14 protein-coding genes are annotated in these 17,319 nt (G+C 73.2%); 9 read left to right on the top strand and 5 right to left on the bottom strand.

Annotated features, from left to right (window positions below):
- The first annotated feature begins 89 nt into the window (after positions 1-89).
- Positions 90-872: a sulfite exporter TauE/SafE family protein gene (locus AB0M79_RS21640; protein WP_364216459.1), complete on the top strand. Its 783-nt coding sequence runs from the start codon at positions 90-92 to the stop codon at positions 870-872.
- A 9-nt stretch (positions 873-881) separates the two neighbouring features.
- On the opposite strand, the gene AB0M79_RS21635 is transcribed toward AB0M79_RS21640, so the two are convergent.
- The gene (locus AB0M79_RS21635; RefSeq protein ID WP_364216456.1) at positions 882-3,224 is read right to left on the bottom strand and encodes a flippase-like domain-containing protein; all 2,343 of its coding nucleotides are present in this window, start codon (positions 3,222-3,224) and stop codon (positions 882-884) included.
- A 174-nt stretch (positions 3,225-3,398) separates the two neighbouring features.
- Between AB0M79_RS21635 and AB0M79_RS21630 the strand changes: the two genes are divergently transcribed.
- Positions 3,399-5,846, top strand: a complete 2,448-nt coding sequence (locus tag AB0M79_RS21630) for a glycosyl hydrolase family 65 protein (protein ID WP_364216453.1) — start codon at positions 3,399-3,401, stop codon at positions 5,844-5,846.
- On the top strand, positions 5,846-6,394 hold the full coding sequence (locus tag AB0M79_RS21625; protein WP_364216450.1) for a hypothetical protein: 549 nt from the start codon (positions 5,846-5,848) through the stop codon (positions 6,392-6,394). The genes AB0M79_RS21630 and AB0M79_RS21625 overlap by 1 nt, the downstream gene beginning before the upstream one ends.
- 154 nt (positions 6,395-6,548) lie before the next feature.
- Here the strand turns inward: AB0M79_RS21625 and AB0M79_RS21620 are convergent, their stop codons facing one another.
- Positions 6,549-6,707 carry a hypothetical protein gene (locus tag AB0M79_RS21620; RefSeq protein WP_364216447.1) on the bottom strand — a complete coding sequence of 53 codons (159 nt, stop codon included), beginning with the start codon at positions 6,705-6,707 and terminating at the stop codon, positions 6,549-6,551.
- Positions 6,708-6,813: 106 nt separating this feature from the next.
- On the opposite strand from AB0M79_RS21620, the gene AB0M79_RS21615 reads away from it, so the two are divergent.
- Entirely contained in the window at positions 6,814-7,563 is a 750-nt protein-coding gene (locus AB0M79_RS21615) for a PP2C family serine/threonine-protein phosphatase (RefSeq protein ID WP_364216444.1), read from the top strand.
- Between the two features lie 111 nt (positions 7,564-7,674).
- On the opposite strand, the gene AB0M79_RS21610 is transcribed toward AB0M79_RS21615, so the two are convergent.
- A complete protein-coding gene (locus tag AB0M79_RS21610; RefSeq protein WP_364216441.1) occupies positions 7,675-8,550 on the bottom strand; it encodes a DUF6745 domain-containing protein in 876 nt (291 codons plus the stop codon).
- Between the two features lie 206 nt (positions 8,551-8,756).
- Between AB0M79_RS21610 and AB0M79_RS21605 the strand changes: the two genes are divergently transcribed.
- Together AB0M79_RS21605 and AB0M79_RS21600 are read left to right on the top strand one after the other, a co-directional pair.
- Entirely contained in the window at positions 8,757-9,752 is a 996-nt protein-coding gene (locus AB0M79_RS21605) for an alpha/beta hydrolase-fold protein (RefSeq protein ID WP_364216438.1), read from the top strand.
- Positions 9,753-10,110: 358 nt separating this feature from the next.
- Entirely contained in the window at positions 10,111-10,530 is a 420-nt protein-coding gene (locus AB0M79_RS21600) for a YchJ family protein (protein WP_364216435.1), read from the top strand.
- 22 nt (positions 10,531-10,552) lie between these two features.
- Here AB0M79_RS21600 and AB0M79_RS21595 read toward each other — a convergent pair whose 3' ends face one another.
- Positions 10,553-11,095, bottom strand: coding sequence for a hypothetical protein (locus AB0M79_RS21595; RefSeq protein ID WP_364216432.1), 543 nt, complete (start codon positions 11,093-11,095; stop codon positions 10,553-10,555).
- 20 nt (positions 11,096-11,115) lie between these two features.
- Positions 11,116-13,284 carry a LuxR C-terminal-related transcriptional regulator gene (locus tag AB0M79_RS21590; RefSeq protein ID WP_364216429.1) on the bottom strand — a complete coding sequence of 723 codons (2,169 nt, stop codon included), beginning with the start codon at positions 13,282-13,284 and terminating at the stop codon, positions 11,116-11,118.
- Positions 13,285-13,450: 166 nt separating this feature from the next.
- On the opposite strand from AB0M79_RS21590, the gene AB0M79_RS21585 reads away from it, so the two are divergent.
- The 3 genes from AB0M79_RS21585 (at position 13,451) to AB0M79_RS21575 (ending at position 17,319) form a co-directional block, all read left to right on the top strand.
- Complete coding sequence (locus tag AB0M79_RS21585; protein ID WP_364216426.1) at positions 13,451-14,938, top strand: amidase; 1,488 nt, start codon at positions 13,451-13,453, stop codon at positions 14,936-14,938.
- Positions 14,939-15,022: 84 nt separating this feature from the next.
- Positions 15,023-16,057, top strand: a complete 1,035-nt coding sequence (locus tag AB0M79_RS21580) for a LacI family DNA-binding transcriptional regulator (RefSeq protein WP_364216735.1) — start codon at positions 15,023-15,025, stop codon at positions 16,055-16,057.
- Positions 16,054-17,319, top strand: coding sequence for a sugar ABC transporter substrate-binding protein (locus tag AB0M79_RS21575; protein WP_364216423.1), 1,266 nt, complete (start codon positions 16,054-16,056; stop codon positions 17,317-17,319). The genes AB0M79_RS21580 and AB0M79_RS21575 overlap by 4 nt, the downstream gene beginning before the upstream one ends.

The raw sequence follows: 17,319 nt of genomic DNA, 5'->3' as shown, positions 1-17,319 counted from the left end.
TTGCCGGCACATCCGGTTATCCGCCCGCTGGCGGTGGTTCGGTGGGCCGGGACGACGCCCGGGTACGGCCGGCCTGTAATCATCAGGCCGTGGAGCACGCCGTGGAGCTGATCGCGATCTTCGTCGCGGGGTTCTGGGCCGGGATGATCAACGTGGTGGTCGGTTCGGGCACCCTGGTGACCTTCCCGACGCTGGTTCTCTTCGGCTACCCGCCCCTGGTCGCGAACGTCTCCAACAACATCGGCCTGGTCGGTGGAGGCATCTCGGGCACGTACGGCTACCGGCACGAACTCGCCGGGAAGCGGGAACTGCTCAGGTGGCTGCTCCCCGCCTCCGTGCTCGGCGGGATCGTGGGCGCGTTGTTGCTGCTGGTGCTGCCGGAGAGTGCGTTCAAGGCGATCGTGCCGGTCCTCATCGGGATCGGCCTGCTGATGGTCGTCGCCGGGCCGGCCCTCCAGCGACGTGCCGCCCGCCGCCGGGGTACGGCCGACAGCGGCACGCTGAGCGCCCGACGGCTGGTCGCCGTCGTCGCCGGCACCTTCGTGCTCGGGATGTACGGCGGCTATTTCGGTGCCGCACAGGGGATTCTCGTCGTCGGCCTGCTGAGCGTGCTGACCGCCGAGAGCCTGCAGGCGATCACCGGCGTGAAGAACCTCCTGACGACGGGGGTGAACGCCGTGGCCGCGGCGACCTTCATGATCGTCGCCCGGCACTCGGTCGACTGGAAGGTGGTCGCGCTGATCGCGGCCGGTGCCACGCTCGGCGGCTTCGCCGGGGCGAGGTTCGGCCGCCGGCTCTCCCCACGGCTCCTGCGCTCCATCATCGTCGTCATCGGCACGGTGGCGATCGTCAGGCTGGTCTTCTTCGACTGACGGGCCGCCCTACAGCAGCCGCCGGTGGACCAGAATCCGCAGCGCGACGTAGCCCGGCAGGGCCGGCAGCCAGAACGTCGCCAGCCGGTAGATCAGCACGGCGGCGACCGCGGTGTCCGGCGCGATTCCGTAGAGCAGCAGGCCGGACACCAGGGCGGCCTCGGTGGCACCGAGTCCGCCGGGGGTGGGCGCGGCCGACGCCACGCCCTCGCCGACGACGGACACCAGCACGACGGCCGGGACGACCGCCAGATCCACGGGCTGGCCGACCGCGAGCAGCGCGAAATAGAGACAGGCGCCGTACAGGACCGTCAGGGCCAGGGACACCACGGTGAGGCGTACCAGCCGGTGCCCCCGGGTGAGGGCGCGCAGGGCCGCGGCCACCTGGTGCACGGCGGCGCGGCCCCGGGTCCGCAACCGGGGGACGGCCACCGCCGCGGCGGCCACCAGCAGGATGGCGAGGACGGCCAGCAGGATCGGCAGTCCTTTGGTCGTGGCGGCGTGCACGATATTGCGGGTCGGCTCCCGGGCGAAGGGCAGCAGGAGCGGCAGGAGGACGACGACGGAGACGGCGCCGGCCACCCGGACGACGGCGACGGCCGTGGCCGCCTCGGCCGCCGGCATTCCCTTCCGGTTCAGGTAACGCAGGCTCAGCGCGGCTCCGCCGACGCTGCCGGGGGCGAGCCGGTTGGCGAAGGAGGCGGCGACCTGGGTGAGGACGGCCTGCCCGAGCGGGATCCGGTCGGCCGCGGCGAGACGCAGCGCCAGGGCGCTCAGCAGGTAGGTGCCGGCCGAGCCGAGCAGGGTGGCCGCGACGGCGAGCGGGTGGGCGTGCAGCATCAGGTGCAGGGCGGCGCGTACCTGCCCGATCTGTGGCAGCAGGTAGTGGACGAGCAGGCCGAGCATGACGAGCAGGAAGAGACTCCGCCGGGTGACCCGGACGACCGGAGCCGGCCGGTCGTCGTGGCCCGGACACCGTTCGACGATCCGGTCGTGGATTTCGGTGAGCAGGTCGGGGTGGTCGTGGAGGATGCCCCGGCCGGCGCGGGACAGCAGCGGCCGTTGCAGGTAGGGCAGGCTGTCCGCGACCGCCTCGGGCCCGATCTGCTCGACGGCCGCGGTGACCGCCGGTGCCGCGCCGGCCAGACCGGCCAGGGTCACCAGCAGTTCGACGAGGTCCCGGGCCCGCTGGTCGGCGGTGGCGTTGCCGGCGCCGAAGCTGAGATCGACGAGGTGGACCCGGGAGTCGTCGCGCAGGATGTTGGCGGCGCGCAGGTCGCGGTGGGCGAGTCCGGCGCGGTGCAGCAGGGCGACCTGGCGGCAGGCATCGGCGAGGGCGGCGGGTGCCGGTGGTGTGCCGGACGCGTCGAGCGACCGGGCGTCGACGAACGGCTGGACCAGGACCCCGTCGCCGTCCGGGCCGGTCGCGATGGTGACGACCCCGGGGGTACGCACCCCGGCCCGTTCGGCGAGCAGCGACATCAGGGCCTCGTGCTCGGTCTTCTGTCTCGCCGTGAGGTACGGCGGCTCGTCGGCGATGTTGCGGTAGCGGATTCGCCGGTAGAGCTTGTAGAGCCAGTCCGCGTCCCGCTGTTCGCCGCCGGTGACCTTCACGAACAGGTGCCGCCCGTCGCCGGTGGCGGCCTTCCACGGTCGGGAGCCCCGGGCGTCGCCGTCGACCGCCTCCAGCCGGACGACGTCGACGCCCTGGTCCCGCAGTGCCCGCTGGATCCGGTCCGCCGACCGCTCCGGGCCGATGTCACCGACGACGAGCCGGGTCAGGCAGACGGCGAGCCAGCCGACCAGGAACCCGCCGAGGGCGTCGGCCGGCAGGTGGGCGCCGACGTGCACGCGGGCCATCGCGACCAGGGCGATGCCCGCCCACACGTACCCCCGCCGGTGCCGGGGGACGGCGCGGGCGGCGACGAGACCGAGCGCGGACGCGACCGCGACGTGCCCGGACGGGTAGCCGAGCCCGCCGGTGACGGTGTCGTGGATCCGTACGTCCGCCAGCAGGGCGGCCGGTCGCTCCCGGGCCACCGCGAGCTTGCCGGCGACGGCGAGCCAGTACGCGAGGTTGCCGGCGACCAGCAGGTCGCGGGCGAGGGCGGTCCGGCGCAGCACGGCAGCGGCGAGCGCCGCCACGAACACCGCCAGGTAGGAGCCGACCTGCATGACCACCACCAGCACCGGGGTGACGGCGGTCGGCAGGTGGTTGAGGAGCGCGAACAGGTCCCGTTCCCAGTGGCTGACCGTCCGGCCACGGACCCACAGGCTGAGTGCGGCGAGCAGGCCGGCCGAGGTGGCCAGGCTGAACACGAGCGCCGGTGACGGTCGGTGGGTCCGGGACATCGCAGTCCTCGCGTACGGGTGTCCACCGGGGTGTGGTCTCCGGTCCGACCCTACGTGGCCGCCGCCGTCGCGACGGCCGGATCGGCGAGCCCGCCGGTGCGCCGGGCGCCGCCGGTGGTGCCAGGTTTGCCCGGCCGGTGACCGGGAACCGGCAGTGCGCTGAGGAGGTGCCTGGTGGCCGGGACCGGACCCGTCGACCCCGGCTGCGAGCTGTGCACGAGCGACCTGCCCGCCGCCTGGACGTTGACGTACGTCGACGGCGACCCGGACGGGGAGGGCACCCGGGAAGCGCTGCTGACCGTCGGCAACGGCTATCTCGCCAGCCGCGGGGCGGCGCCGGAGTCGTCGGCCGACGGCGTGCACTATCCGGGCACCTATCTCGCCGGCTTCCACAACCGGCTGCCGGGCGACGGCCGGGAGACCGCCGAAAGCATCGTCAACCTGCCCAACTGGCTGCCGCTGACGTTCCGGCCGGCCAGTGGTGACTGGTACGCCCCGGGGCGGGCCCGCCGCCTGCACGAGCATCGGGCGCTCGACCTGCGCAGTGGCATCTACCGCCGGGAGCTGGTGGTCGTCGACCGGCAGCAGCGGCGGACCCGGCTGCGGCAGCGACGTCTGGTGTCGATGGCGGCGCCGCACCTGGCCGCGCTGCACACGACGATCCTGACGGAGAACTGGTCGGGGCGGCTGGAGGTGCGGTCGGGGCTCGACGGCGGGGTGGTGAACGCGAACGCGCCCATCGAGCGCGGGACCTGCGGCCGGCACCTGGACGACGTCACGTGCGGCACCGACGGCCCGGAATCGCTGTGGATGGTGGCCGAGACCACGGACTCCCGTCTGCGGGTGGCGCTGGCCGCCCGGACCCGGGTGTCGGCCGGGTCGCGGGGCGGGATCGAGCACCGTACGGTCGGCGGGCCGGCGGAGATCAGCCAGGTGTCCGCGCTCGACCTGACGGCGGGTGAGCCGGTGCTGGTCGACAAGACGGTCGCCGTCTTCTCGTCGCGGGACCGGGCCGTCTACGAGCCGCTGGTGGCCGCGCGGACCGAACTCGCCGGCGCCGGGCCGTTCGAGGTGCTGGCCGCCGACCACGCCGCCGTGTGGGCCGGGCTGTGGCAGCGGCTGCGGCTCGACGTGGGCGACGAGCAGGCGTGGCAGCTTCTGGTGCGGGTGCAGACCTTCCACCTGTTGCAGACGCTGTCGCCGCACACGGTCGATCTCGACGCCGGCGTTCCGGCGCGCGGGTTGCACGGCGAGGGCTACCACGGTCACATCTTCTGGGACGAACTCTTCGTCTACCCGTTCCTCGACCTGCGGCTGCCGGAACTCACCCGGGCCCTGCTGGAGTACCGGCACCGACGGTTGGGCTGGGCCCGCCGGCAGGCGGCCGAGCTGGGCCGGGACGGCGCGCTGTTTCCCTGGCAGAGCGCCAGCAGCGGGCGGGACGAGAGCCCGGCCCGGTCGCGCAATCCGGTGACCGGGGAGTGGACACCCGACCACACGAACCTCCAGCACCACGTCAACCTGGCCGTCTCGTACTCCGCGTGGCGCTACTGGGAGACCACCGCGGACCTGTCGTTCCTCGGCACGACCGGGATCGACCTGCTGGTGGAGACGGCCCGGTTCTGGGCCGGTGCGGCGACGTACGACCCGGCCGACGACCGGTTCGACATCCGGGGGGTGATGGGCCCCGACGAATACCACGACGGCTATCCGGACCGGCCGGGCGAGGGTCTCGACAACTCCGCGTACGTCAACGTGATGGTCGCGTGGACGCTGGCCCGCGCGTGTGAGGCGTACTCGTTGCTGGAGCGGCACCCGGGGGCGACGCCGTGGTTCGAGCCGGAGGTCGGGCGGCCCGAGCGCGACCACTGGGACCACGTCGGGCGCCGGCTGCGGTTGCCGTTCCTCGCCGACGGCATGCTGGCCCAGTTCGAGGGGTACGCCGACCTGGCCGAGCTGGACTGGGAGCACTACCGGCGGCGGTACGGCGACCTGCGACCGTTGGGGTGGATTCTGCAGGCGGAGGGGGACAGCACCAACCGCTACCGGGTGTCGAAGCAGGCGGACGTGCTCATGCTCCTGTATCTGCTGGGCGCGGACGAGCTGGCCGACCTGATCGGCCACCTCGGTTACGACTTCGACCGGGCGTGCATCCCCGCGACCGTCGACCACTATCTGGCCCGTACGACGCACGGGTCGACGCTGAGCCGGGTCGCCCACGCCTGGGTGCTGGCCCGCACCGACCGGCGGCAGTCGTGGAACATGCTGCTGGCGGCGCTGGGTACGGACCTCGCGGATCTGCACGACGGTTCGGCCCGGGAGGGGATCCACCTCGGTGCCACGGCGGGGACGCTGGACATCCTCCAGCGGTGCTACACCGGGCTGGAGATCCACGACAACGTGCTCCGGCTGGATCCGCTGCTGCCCGAGGGCCTCGACTACCTTCGCTGCACGATCCGTTATCGCGGGCGGCTGGTCGACCTGACGGTCGACCACCGGGAGGTGCGGATGGGCACCCCACCGGGCGACGAGCCGCCGATCCCGATCATGGTGCGGGGGCGGCGGTTGTGGCTGGCGCCCGGTGCGGAGGCGACGGTCCCGCTGGAGAACCGCGACGGGTAGTGGCGTCAGCGGGTGGCTGGTGGTCCGAGCAGTTCGACGCCGTGTCGGGCGGCGGCGTGACCGAGGGCGGCCGGGTCGACCGGGCCGGGGTCGGGCAGCCGGCGGGCCGCCGCCGGCTCGCCGGCTTCGGCGGCGAACCCCTCGAATCCGGACGGGGTGGTGATCTGAAGGGTCCGCAGCGGCTCGTCCGGGCCGACCAGGAACGGGTGTGCACCCTGATCGGCGGCCGGGCCGCCCAGATCTTCGAGGCCGTACGCCGGGCGGCCGACGACAACGGGGAGGTCGCGCAGGTGTGGGAGACGCTGCTGCGGAACCGGCGCCGGGGCGCGGCGATGGTGGTCGAGCGGGTCCGGTCACTCGGGCCCCTGCGCCAGGGGTCCGATGTGGAGCGGGCGGTCGACGTCGTCTGGTTTCTCAATGACCCGGCCCACTACGACGCGCTGGTGACCCGCTGCGGCTGGTCCGAGGGTGACTTCCGGGAATGGCTGTCCGACCAACTGGCCCGCGGGGTGCTGACCGGCGCGGGATCGCGAGGGAGTGCGGCGTGACCGCGATCGAGTTGCGCGCCGAGACCACCGCCGACCTTCCCGGTGTCCGCGCCGTCAACCTCGCCGCCTTTCCCACCGCACCGCTCGGCGTCTGACCCGACACACGCGTCGGTCGGGACGAGGGCTCTCCCCCGTCCCGACCGACGCGGTCGATCTACTTCTTGGCGGCCTGCTTGGCCATCATCGGGTCGGTGCCCCTACCCACCCGCTTCAGCGCGTCACGCAGTTGCGGCTCGCTCATCTTCGAGTTGCCCTCGATGCCCGCATCGTGGGCACGCTTTCGCAGATCGTGAAGGTTCTCCCGCTCGGCCATCTCGAATCCCTTCCCTCGGCCACGGGGGCGGCGGTGGCCCTCGCGGCGATCCGTACGGTGCCTTCCCGCGCCCGGTGGACATAAACCGGTCCGGCCCCTCGCCCGGATGGCTAGACTCGGCGCCATCGAAGAGATCAAGATCCGCCGCACCGAACTCACGGTCGCCGGTCGCCGCCTGGCGATGACCGCCGGCACCGTGGTCGGCAACCGCTACCCGGCCAACTTCGACGTACTGCACCTCGACGACGCCCGCCCGCTGGTGGTCGTCGCCGACGGCATGGGTGCCGGCGAGGGGAGCCGGGTCGCCGGCCGGACCACCGTCGACGTCTTCGTCGGGATGGCCGCTCCCGGCCCCGGGCCGCTGCGCGCCGCGGTCGCGGAGGCCCAGCGCCGGCTCCGCGAGGCCGGACACCGGCTGGGCGAGTTGACCGGATGCACGCTGACCGCGTTCGTCGGCGACGACCACGACGCCTGGCTGGTGCAGATCGGCGACTCGCGGGCCTACCGGCTACGGGACGGTCAACTCGAACTGCTCACCGTCGACCACACCGCGGCCTGGCTCGGGGCGGTCAACGGCTGGTATCCGTTCGACTCGCCGCGGGCACACGCCGACCGCTACCGGCTGATGCGGTACGTCGGCCACCCCGACCAGCCCGAACCCGACGTGCTCAACGTGACCCTGCGGCCGGGCGACGTCTACCTCCTGTGTACGGACGGCCTCGCCGAGCAGGTGCCGTACGGGCGGATCGCCGAGGTGCTGACGAGGGACGGGAACCCGGTCGGAACCCTGCTCGCCGAATCGCTGCGGGCCGGCGGCAACGACAACGCCACCGGAGCGGTCATCGCCATCCACTAGGGACGATCTTTCGGGCGCCGGAGCCGACCGTGCCCGGATGTCGGGGTGGCCGGCCGGTCGGACCGGCCACCCCGGGTTCGGGCAGTGCTTGCTCAGGCGTCGTCCGCCGGGCTACCGGTTCAGCAGTGGCCGCCAGCCGTCGCGGTACTCGACCGGGCCGCCATCACCCTGACGTGGCCGGACCTGACCGTGCCAACCGCCGGGAACGGACTCGGTACGGATCACGGCCGGGCGTTCGACGACGACGCACACGTCCTCGCCCGGCCACCACCAGCCGCACGACCGGGCCAGTATCGCCCAGTCGTCGAGGTGGTCGGCGTCGGCCGGCCGGTACCGGGCGAAGCCGAGCCGGCGGAGCAGGTCGTAGTAGCCGATCCAGTGCGCCTCCTGCTGGCCGTACCAGGCGACCGGCAGCCGCCCGTACGCGGAAAGCGCGGCGCGTACGGGCAGGTAGAACCCGTCGGCGAGGCTGGTCCGCAGAGCGTTCCGCACGCCCTGCCGCAGCACCTCCCGCAACGGGCCACCAGCGTCGAGAGCTTCGAGCGGCGGCAGTACGGGCCACGGCTTGCCCTTGTCGCGGCGGAGCCGTGATGGATCGAGGTCGGGATGGGAGACCGCGTCGTCCAACGCGCCGCGCAGCCGGGACAGTCCGGCGGCGATGTCGCTGGCCAGCGGGGGTACGCCCGGCGGCCGCCGGGGCATCACCCATCGTTGCAGGACGTCGTGGGTGGGCAGGCCGGTGAGCGACGGAAGGGCCTGGCGGGGTGAGTCGACCCAGCGGAAGCGGGGTCGGGGTCGGAAGTGCCGGGCGTAGATGGCCGTCAGCCGGTCTTCGGCGCCGGCCCGGTCGGCCGGTGTGGTCGAGAGTCCGTGGTCCAGCCATTCCCGCCGGATCTCCACGGCGGCGAGCCAGTGTTCGATGCTCGATTCGAGCGTCCTGGCCGGGATGACATCGCGAGCGGCCTGGTGCCGCGCGGGCGCGGTCACCGCGCGAGGGCGGTCACGCCCTTCCGGTAGGTAGCGATCATGGCGCCATGATGGCCCGCCAGCCCGTGCCCACGCAACCACCATCCGGCGACGTGTAGAAATATTTCAATTGATGGGTACTCATGGGCAACTTTCTCCCATAGCCTGGGCGGACCGCAGCACCATCGACGCCGACGAATCAGTGCGGCCCACGACAGGAGAGCCCCATGGACCGAAACCCCGCCGTCCATCACCCCGTCAGCCGCCGACGACTCCTGACCGGTGTCGCCGGAGTCGCCACCGCCGGAGCATTCACCGGCGCCCTCACCGCCCCGACCCCGGTGCACGCCGCCGGCAACGGACACGGGCTACACATCGTCGACCGCAACGAGAACGGCGGCCGCCTGCAGTACTACCGCTTCGCCACCGACGCGATCGCATGGGACCCGGCGGTGAACGTCCTGCTGCCGGACGGCTACCACACCAGCGGCAAGCGGTACCCCGTGCTCTACCTGCTGCACGGCGGAAACGCGGACTTCCGCACCTTCCACATGCAGGACAACATCATCAACCTGACCGCCGGCCGGGAGATCATCGTCGTCATGCCGGACGCCTCGACCGGCTGGTACTCCAACCCGGTCAGCTCCAACACGGGCCCCCGCAACTGGGAGACCTTCCACATCGCGCAACTGCTGCCCTGGATCGACTCGAACTTCCGCACCTTCGCCGAATACAACGGCCGCGCCGTCGCCGGCTTCTCGATGGGCGGGTTCGGCGCCCTCAAGTACGCGGCAAAGTACTACGGCCACTTCTGCTCGGTGAGCTCCCACTCCGGCCCCGCCAGCCTGCGCCGCGACCTCGGCCTGGTGGTGCACTGGGCCAACATCACGTCGGCCGCGATGGATCTCGGCGGCGGCACCGTCTACGGTGCCCCGTTCTGGGACGAGGCACGGGTCAACGCCGACAACCCGGTGCAGCGCATCGGCAGCTACCACAACAAGCGGATCTTCCTCGCCGCCGGCACCTCGCCCGACCCGGTCAACTGGTTCGACACGATCAACGAGAACCAGGTGCTGGCCGGTCAGCGCGAGTTCCGCGCCGCACTCGGCCGGGCCGGGATTCCGCACGAGTGGCGCGAGGTTCCCGGCGGGCACTACTTCCGCCACGAACTGTTCGTACAGGACCTCAACGGCATGCTCGGCCGGCTACGCCGCGCCGCCTGACCTCCCACCCGGGCCGCACCGCGCGCGCCCCATCCCGCCGCGGCACGGCACGGCGGGGCACGGCGGGGCGCGGCGGGGCACGGCGGGGCGCGTTGAACAAGGTGATATTCGCCGCAAAACAGGCAGGAATTGCCACGCTTTCTCCTCGATCAACGCGATCATGCGGCGCACCCCGCCTGGCGGTGCCCGCAGCGGACATGCGACGCGCCGATCGAGGGGATATCCACGGCAAACCGGGCACGTTTGGGGACGACTTCTCCTTGATCGGCGCACGGCACGGCGCGAGGCACGGCGTGCCTCCTGTGCGCGCTCTCACCGCCGCGGATGTGGCTGGCCGGAAACACGGCACAATGGCCCGGTGGCGAGACGGGGCACCCGCCGGGCGGCGGGCTACGAGCCGAACCTGACCTGTCCGTGCGGCTCGGGTCAGGCGTACGGCGACTGCTGTGGCCGGCTGCACCGGCGGGAGACGACCGCCGCGACGGCCGAGCAGTTGATGCGGTCGCGGTTCAGCGCCTTCGCCGTCGGCGACACCGCCTATCTGCTGCGGACCTGGCACCCGACCACCCGGCCGGCCCGGCTGACCCTCGACCCCGCACAGCGGTGGACCAGGCTGGAGATCCTGGCCACCGACCGGGGCGGCCTGTTCGACACCGCCGGTGGCGTGGAGTTCCGCGCCCACTACCGGGAGTCGGGACGTCCGGGCATGCTGCACGAGCGCAGCCGTTTCGTCCGCGAGGACGGGCAGTGGGTCTATCTGGAGGCGGTGACGTCGTGACGCCGGGCAGTGTGCCGGTGGCTCAGGACGTCTCGGGGTCGGTGTCCGGGATCGGCAGCGCGACCACGTCGGCGGTGCCGGGGCTGCCGGAGTGTGCCGGCGGCGGCCGGTCGGTGTCCGGCCGGCGGGTGTAGAGCCGCCCCTGCCCGACCGGGCCGTTGCGGTGCGTAACCGCACAGGTCACCAGGTGCACCGGGGTTGGTGGTGCGCCGAACGGTCCGGTGCCCCACCGGACCCAGATCGCGATCCGGCCGGCGGCCGCCTCGGCCACCAGCTTCTCGGCCGTACGGGCCCGGTCGGTGCGGTCCACCTCGATCACCACCGGTGGCGCGTCGGGCCGGGCGCACGCCACGTCGACGATCGAGTGCCGCCCGGACATCGGTCCCGGCAGCGGCATCACGCTGCGTGCCCGGCGGTAGACCCGCCAGCCCTGACCGCTCGCCCAGTCGGCGACCGCCTCGATGACCCGGGCGGTCACCCCGTCGGCCGTCTGGTCCACGAAGGACAGTTGGTCGAGCCGGTCGGCGAGGGACGCCGCCACCCGTCCGCCGTCGCCGTCATCCACCATCGCAGGGTAGCGCCGGCTCAGGCGGGGCCGCCGGCCGCGCGGTAGGCGCGTACGGCGTCGGACCGCGAGTGGACATTCAGCCGGGCGTTGACCGCCCGGAGGTGGGCGTGCACGGTACGCGGGCTGACTCCCAGTTCCCGGGCGATGGCCGCGTCGGAGAGGCCACGGGCGACCGCCTGGAGGATCGTCCCCTGGCGTACGGTGAGCAGCCCACCGGCGGTGGGGTCGGCGGCGACCCGGTCCGCGCGGCGGGCTTCCAGCGTCGCCCGGCGGGTTCGCAGGCGGTGCCCGGGGTCGTCGCACTCGGCGAGGAGGAGCGCGGCCTCGTCCAGCCGGCGCCGGGCGTCCTCGGCGCGGCCACCGTCGAGCGCCAGTTCGGCGAGACCGAGAACGGCGTCCGGGGCGGTGATCCGGTCGGCGGCGGCGATCGAGAGGTCACGGGCCTCGGTATAGCCCGCGGCGGCGGCGTCCACGGCACCACCGCGGTGGTCGACCACGGCCCGGCAGAGGGCGAGTACGCGGGCCGCGAACGGCGCGGTGGCCTGGCGGGACCCGACGAGGGCGGCGGCCCGGGCGAGCTGTTCCCGGGCCGCGTCGAGGTCGGCGCGGTCGGCCCGGACCCGGGCCAGCATCGCCCGGCCGGCGACCTCGGCGACGGTGTTCCGCATCGGGGTGGCCGATTCCACGATCTCCGCCAGCCGGAACTCGACGTCGTCGTCGGTGCCGGCGTAGTAGGCCGATCCGGCGAGGATGATGTCGCAGTTCGCCCGCTGGGTGAAGTGTTCCGGCCCGTGCATCGCCCGCGCCCGCCGCGCCCACCGCGTCGCCTCGCCGACGTCACCGCGCAGGGCGCTGAGGGTGGCCCGGCCCAGCGCGATGCCGGCGTCGACCGACGGCAGGCCGTCGGGCAGCTCGCCCGGCCGGGCCGGCGCTGCCTCGGCGCGGGCGAGAGCGAGGTGCACGTCACCGGTACGACCGGCGAAGAGGCTCGCCGACGCGTGGGCGAGCAGCAGCCGGGCGTCGGCGTGCAGGTGGCGCGGCGGCAGCCGGTCGATCCAGTCGAGCACGGTCGCGGTGTGGCCGACGTCGAGCATCCGCCAGTACGTGGCGGCGATCAGCTCGCCGGCGTCGGCCTCGTCGCCGGCCGTGAGCAGGTGTGCGACAGCGCGGTCCGGCATGCCGTGGCCGACGAACCAGCGGGCGGCGCGGCGGTGGCCGCGTACGGAGTCGGCGCCTTCGAGGGCCGCGGCCCGGTGCAGTGCCTCCCGGAACAGCGGGTGGTAGCGGAACCACACCCGTCGCCGGTCGAGCGGTACGACGAAGACGCCCTCGCGGTCGAGCCGGGCGAGCTGCCCGGCGCCGTCGGTACCGCCGGTGACGGCGTCGCAGAGCGGGCCGCTCAGCCAGTCGAGCACGGCGGTGTCGAGCAGGAAGCGGCGGACGTCGGGCGGCAGCGGGTCGAGCACTTCCTCGACGACGTAGTCGTACAGGTGGTGGTGGTCGCCGCGGAGCCGTTCGCGCGGGTGTTCGGCGGCGATCCGCAGGGCGATCGGCCAGCCCTCCGCCCGGCGGATCGTGTCCTCGTACTCGGGTCCGGCCGGGCCGCCGAGGAGGGATCGGGCCTCGTCGGCGGTGAGGGCGAGGTCGCCGGTGCCGATCTCGGCCAGGGCGCCGGCCGCCCGCAGCCGCGCGAGGGCGAGGCGGGGGCGGGTACGGCCGGCGAGGAGGAGCCGGATCCTGGTACGGCCGTGCAGGAACTGCCCGAGTTCGGCGCCGACGGTCGCGGTGTCGGCCCGCTCGAAGCTGTCGATGGCCAGCACGAGGTCGGCCGCCGCGCTTCGGCCGGTGGCGAGGAGTTCGGCGATCCACACTTGACGGTCGTCCGTCCCTGCCGGTGGTGGGGGCAGGTGGGCGAAGCGGTCGTCGGCCCGCGCCAGTGCCTCGGCCACCCGGGTCCAGAACATGACCGGGTCGGCGCACGGCGGGTCGAGTTCGGCGCGGGCGATCCGGTCGCGCCGTGGCGACGAGGCGGCCCAGGCGTCGAGTCCGAACGTCTTGCCCCAGCCGGCGGGTGCGCGCACGACGGTGGCCCGGTGCTGCCAGGCGGCGGCCTCCAGCCGCCGTTCGAGCACCGGCCGTGGATGGGGCGTGCCGGTCATCGACAGCCAGCCTACGAGGGCGGCCACCGGTGCCGGCGGTACTACCTAGGCAGTCCTGCCGATCCGCCGGCGCCCCGTTGTCGCCCGGTCGGCCCGGGACGAGGCTGCGAGAAGCGGCGCGGCGGACGGCGACACCGGACCGGCCGCCGGCGGAGATCGGCCCGGCGGTGCCGGGCCGCGGCGGGAGGACGCGATGGAAGAGATCTTTTGGCTCGACGCGACCGGGCAGGCCGAGCTGGTCCGCTCCGGTGAGATCAGCGCGACCGAACTCGTCGAGCACTCGATCGCGCGGATCGAGAAGCTGAACCCCGAGGTCAACGCGTTCATCCACACCAGCTTCGAGAAGGCGCGGGCGGTTGCCGCGGGCGCGCCGACCGGGCCGTTCGGCGGGGTGCCCTTCGCCGTCAAGGACCTGTTCCAGCAGAGCGCGGGCGACCCCTACCACTACGGCACCCGGTTCCTGAAGGACCTGGACTGGCGGGCGTCGGCCGACACGTGGATGGTGTCGAAGCTGCGGGCCGCCGGCTTCGTGCTGGTGGGGCGTACGAACACTCCGGAGATCGGCGCGTGGACGACGACGGAGCCCGACTCGTACGGCCCGACCCGCAACCCGTGGGACCTGAGCCGCTCGTCCGGCGGCTCAAGCGGCGGGTCGGCGGTGGCCGTCGCGACCGGGATGGTGCCGGCGGCGCACGCCAACGACGGCGGCGGTTCGGTACGGATCCCGGCCAGCGCGAACGGCCTCGTCGGGCTGAAGCCGACCCGGGCCCGGGTGTCCCTCGGCCCGGAACTCGGCGAGGCGTGGGCCGGCCTGACCCACGAGTCGGCCATCACCCGCTCGGTACGCGACATCGCCGGCATCCTCGACGCGGTGGGCGGGATGGCGCCCGGTGACCCGTACACGGCGCCGACGCCGAAGCGGCCCTACGTGCGGGAGGTCGGCGCGCCCGTCGGCCGGTTGAGGATCGGCATCCAGGTCGACCATCCGGCGGTCGCCCTCGACCCGGAGGTGGTGGCGGCGGTCCGGTCGACGGCCGCGCTGCTGGAGGAACTGGGCCACATCGTGGAGATCGCCCGGCCGGCGGCGCTCGACGCGCCGGCACCGGAGGCGCAGGTGCTGATGCCGGTGTTCCAGTACCTCGACATCGTGCGCTGGGGCAGGGCGATCGGCCGCGAACTCACCCCGGCCGACCTCGACCAGGACAACTGGGCGCTCGGCATGTACGGCAAGGACGTGTCCGCCGTCGCCTATCTCGAAGGGCTGTACGCGCTGCACGCCTGGTGCCGCCGGGTGGCCGCCTGGTGGAACCACGACGGGGACGGCACCGACGGCGGGCGCAAACCCGGGTACGACCTGCTGCTCACCCCGACCCTGCCGAGGCCCCCGGCGAAGCTCGGCGAGCTGCGGCCGGTCCCCGGCCAGCCGCTGGCCGGGTTCATGCGGTCCGGCGAGTACGTCAGCTTCACGTCGCCGTTCAACGCGACCGGGCAGCCGGCGATGTCGCTGCCGCTGCACTGGTCGGCCGACGGGCTGCCGATCGGGGTGCAGTTCGTGGCCGCGTACGGCCGGGAGGACCTGCTGATCCGGCTCGGCAGTGTGCTGGAGCAGGCCCGGCCGTGGGCCGACCGGCATCCGGTGATCGCGGGACAGCCAGCTGACCGACGCGAGCGAAACATGTAAATAGTCAGAAGTGCCGCATCGTGAATGTTGTGTTTCCAATGAGTTTCACGATGTTTCGGGGCGGTTAACGAATCGCCCGTGAAGATGAAAGCGCTTTCAAAAGGGAAGGCGTCGACCATCTACGAGGTGGCGCAGCGGGCCGGCGTGTCCATCGCCACCGTCTCCCGCGCGCTGCGGGACTCCGACCTGGTCACCGCCGACACCCGGGCGAAGGTCAAGGCAGCCGCCGCCGAACTGCGCTTCACCCCGAACCGGTCCGGCCGCGCGCTGGCCGAGGGCCGCCACGCGGCCAACGGCATCGTCTTCCCCGACCTGGTCGGCCCCTACTACGCCGAGGTCGTCCTCGGCTACGAGGAGGCCGCCGCGGCCGTCGGCAGCAGCGTGCTGATCCTGGCCACCCACGGGCGCGCCGACGCGGCCGCCGCCGTACAGGAACTCGCCGGCCGGGTCGACGGGCTGGCGATCATGGGGCAGACCGTCGGTGACGACGTCGTACGCGACATCGCCGCGACCGGGCTGCCCCTGGTGCTGCTCGCCCGCGCCCCGGTCGCCGGGGTCGACACCATCTCGACCCGCAACCAGCGGACCGCCGGCCAGCTCACCGAGCACCTGCTCGGGCACGGCCACCGCCGGTTCGCGTTCCTCGGCGACCCGGCCGGCTCCCCTGACGTGGCGGGGCGCTACGCCGGGCTCGCCGCCGCACTGCGGACGCGCGGCCTGGTGCCGCCCCCGCCCGTACCGTGCGGCCTCGACCTCGACAGCGGCGAACGGGCGGCCCGCGACCTGCTGGCCCACCCGCCCGACGCGGTGATCTGCGCCAACGACGAGATCGCGCTCGGCGTCCATCTCGCCGCCGAGCAGCGGCGGATCCACATCCCCGGCGACGTGGCGGTGACCGGCTGGGACGACCTGATGGCGGCCCGGTTCGCGCACCTGACCACCGTCGCGCAGCCGATGCGGGAGCTGGGCGCGGTCGCCGCCCGCTGGCTGCACCGGCGGATCGGCGAACGCACCGCGCGGACCGACGGCCGTACGAGCGCGGCCCGCCGGCGCGTCCTTCCCACCCGGCTCGTCGTCCGGCGTAGCTGCGGCACACACCCATCGGAGGTTCATAAATGACCAGGAAGTACAGCGCCGTGACGGCCGTCGCGGTGGCGCTGGCCGTCGCCCTGACCGCCGGTTGCGGTCGTGATTCGGCCGGCGGCGACGACGAGGCCCGGTCGGTCGCGGACGGCCCGGCGACCGGCGAGATCACCGTGTGGGCGATGGGTACGGAGGGCGAGAAGCTCGGTGCCTTCGCGCAGCGGTTCATGGCGGAGAACCCGGATGCCCGGGTGAACGTCACCCCGGTCCCGTGGGACGCGGCACACCAGAAGATCGCCAGCGCGATCGCGGCGAAGCAGACCCCGGACCTGTCGATGATCGGCACCACCTGGCAGGGCGAGTTCGCCGGGACCGGCGCGCTCGACCCGACCCCGACCGACCTGATCGCACCGGACGCGTTCTTCCCCGGCGCCTGGGACACCACCGTGGTGAACGACACCGCCTACGGGGTGCCGTGGTACGTCGAGACCCGGGTCCTCTACTACCGCAAGGACCTCGCCGCGGCCGCCGGCTTCCCGACCGGCCCCACGAACTGGGACGAGCTGAAGGCGATGGCCAAGGCCATCCAGGCCAGCGGGGCGCAGTGGGGCATCAACCTGCAGCCCGGCAAGACCGGGAGCTGGCAGACCGTGCTCCCGTTCGCCTGGTCGAACGGCGCGAACATCGCCGACGACAACGGCTACACGTTCGACTCGCCGGAGATGACCGAGGCCCTTGCCTACTTCCAGTCGTACTTCACCGAGCGGCTCGCCCCGACCGAGCTGGCCGAAGGGGCGCTCGAACCGGCGTTCGTACGCGGTGAGATCGGCGCGTTCGTCTCCGGGCCGTGGCACGTCGGGCTGCTCAACGAGCAGGGCGGGCCGGACTTCGCCGACAAGTTCGCGGTGGTGCCGATGCCGGCGAAGAAGAGCGCCACGTCGTTCATCGGCGGCAGCAACCTGGCGGTGTTCAAGGACGCGAAGAACCGCGACGGCGCGTGGAAGTTCATCGAGTGGCTGAGCCGCCCCGAGATCCAGGTGCAGTGGTACGCCGACTCCGCCGCGCTGCCGGCGGTGCGGGCCGCGTGGCAGGACGACAGCCTCTCCGGCGACGCCAACCTGAAGGTGTTCGGCGACCAGCTCGCCGACGCCAAGGCGCCGCCGACGTTCCCGACCTGGGAGCAGGTCGCGGCGGCGTTCGACATCGAGGTGGAGAAGCTGGCCAAGTCCGGCGAGGACCCGGCGACGGTGGCCCGTACGGTCCAGGACCGCGCGGCCTCGATCGGCACCGGAAACTGA

The sequence above is a fragment of the Polymorphospora sp. NPDC051019 genome, from assembly GCF_040683055.1.
GTDB classification, from domain to species: Bacteria; Actinomycetota; Actinomycetes; order Mycobacteriales; family Micromonosporaceae; genus Polymorphospora; species Polymorphospora lycopeni.
Note: the sequence above shows the minus strand (reverse complement) of the source record. Positions and strands in the feature narration are given on the sequence as shown.